Raw genomic sequence first — 1874 nt, 5'->3', positions numbered from 1 at the left:
GCCTCGATGCGCCCCTTCAGCGCATTGGCATAAGCCTCGATCGTCGCTCCCTCGGCCAGCGGGTGGGCGACGATCGACTTGATCAACGCGAGGATATTCTTGACCCGGTGATTCAGCTCCTGGTTGAGCATCTTCTGGCGGATCTCGGCCTTGTTGCGTTCGTCCGCCAGCAACTCGCTCTGCCGCAGCACGACCTCGATCAGGGTCCGCCGGGCCGACTCCGCCAGTTCGCGCTCGACCGGGGTCCAGCTCTTCGAGTGGCCGGCAACCGTCTCCTTCCAGACGGCGAAGCTCTGACGTGGTGTCAGGCGATCGCCATGCGGCCCGGTGCTGTAGGTCTTGTTGGGGTCGCCCCCCCACTCGATGGTGTGGATCAGCTCCTTGCGGAAGAAGAACAGGTAGTCGCGCGGGATCTGCGACAGCGGGATGATGAGGAGGCCGGCAAAGCTGTCGATATGGGCACGCGCCGCGGGGAGGGCGTCGGCCAGCGATGTCGTCGCCCAGACCCTGCCGTCGCAGACTTCGCCGGCGAAGGCAGCGAGTTCCCCGGCGAATTCCGCCGGTGCCGCGCTGCCCTCGGCGCGCCATTCGCCCTGCACCCAGACGCCGACGCCGTCGCTTTCGACGAGATCCCGGAACTCCGCGAGATGGTGGCCGAGGAAGCTGGCGGCGTCCGTCACATGCGATGCCGACGTCAGCAGTCCGTTCAGGAAGTCGCGCGCCCGCTCCGCTGCGAGCAGCAGCTGCTTCTGCGTCAGCGCGCCGAGCTGCAGCGCGAAGAATTCACCGAAGATCTCCGCCGCGATCCGGCGGTTCATCGAGAGGGAGCGCGGGCTGTAATGATGGCAGGCGATCAGCCCCCAGAGGGCGCCATCGACGATGATCGAGACCGACATCGAAGCCGAGACGCCCATGTTGCGCAGATATTCGCAGTGGATCGGCGAAACGCTGCGCAGATGGGCATAGGACAGGTCGAGCGGCTCCCCGGCCGCATCCAGAACGGGAGTGATCGGGAAGCGCTCGCCGCTCGAATCCGAGACGACGCGGATGGGATTGAGAAGGTAGAGCTGCCTTGCCTGCTGCGGGATGTCGCTGGCGGGGAAATGCTGGCCGAGAAAGCTCTCGAGGTCCGGGCGCTTGGCTTCGCTCACCACCTTGCCCGAGCCGTCGGGCGCGAACTGGTAGATCATCACGCGGTCGTACTGGAGCACGGCCCGGAGCAGCCGCGCCGCATTCCTGATCAGCTGTGCCGGGGTCGTGACGTCTGAGAGGCGGCCGACGAGGGTGCGCGCGAACTCGAGCGGCGAGCTCGGTCCGTCCGCGACGCTCTCCTCGAATTCGACGATGGCATTGCCCTTGAATGAGTGGATCGAGATGTCGAACTCCCGATCGAGCGCAGCGAGGCGATAGCGCGGCATCAAGCCCGCACGCGACGGCGCGCCCGAACGGGCGAGGGCATTGCGCATCTCGTGCACGACGGGGCCGCCGAGCACATCCTCCAGCTTGCGGCCGACGAGCTCGAACTCCTTGAGGCCGAGGAAGGCGTTGGCATTGGCCGAATGGCGCCGGATCGTCACCACCTCGGCATCGCAGACGATCATGCAGCCATGCGGCTGCACGCTTCCGGGAATGTGGATCGGCTCGCGATCGCAGTTCGTCAGGTCGACGGTCGTCATGCGGTGGGAAGTGCTTCCGGTGAGAAGGCCTGGATGGCATGTGTGAAGACGGATCGCGCGGACCGGGCCGCCGCATCCCATTGTTGCCGATCGAGCCGATCGAGCTCGACGAGAAGGTCGCGCCAGCTGTCGAGGGAGCTGGCCTGGGCCGAGAGGTAACGCGCGCCGATTTCGGGGCCGAAACCGAGAGCGTCTGCT

Annotated in this window: 1 protein-coding gene; it reads right to left on the bottom strand. The window is 66.3% G+C overall.

From position 1 onward, the window contains the following. Positions 1-1676: GAF domain-containing protein (locus ACIPIA_RS15305; protein ID WP_400510785.1), on the bottom strand; the 1676-nt coding region annotated here is incomplete at its 3' end. Positions 1677-1874 lie beyond the last annotated feature (198 nt).

Source organism: Allobosea sp. CER48 (assembly GCF_044752385.1).
Lineage (GTDB): Bacteria > Pseudomonadota > Alphaproteobacteria > Rhizobiales > Beijerinckiaceae > Allobosea.
This window is presented reverse-complemented; position numbering and strand designations above follow the sequence as displayed.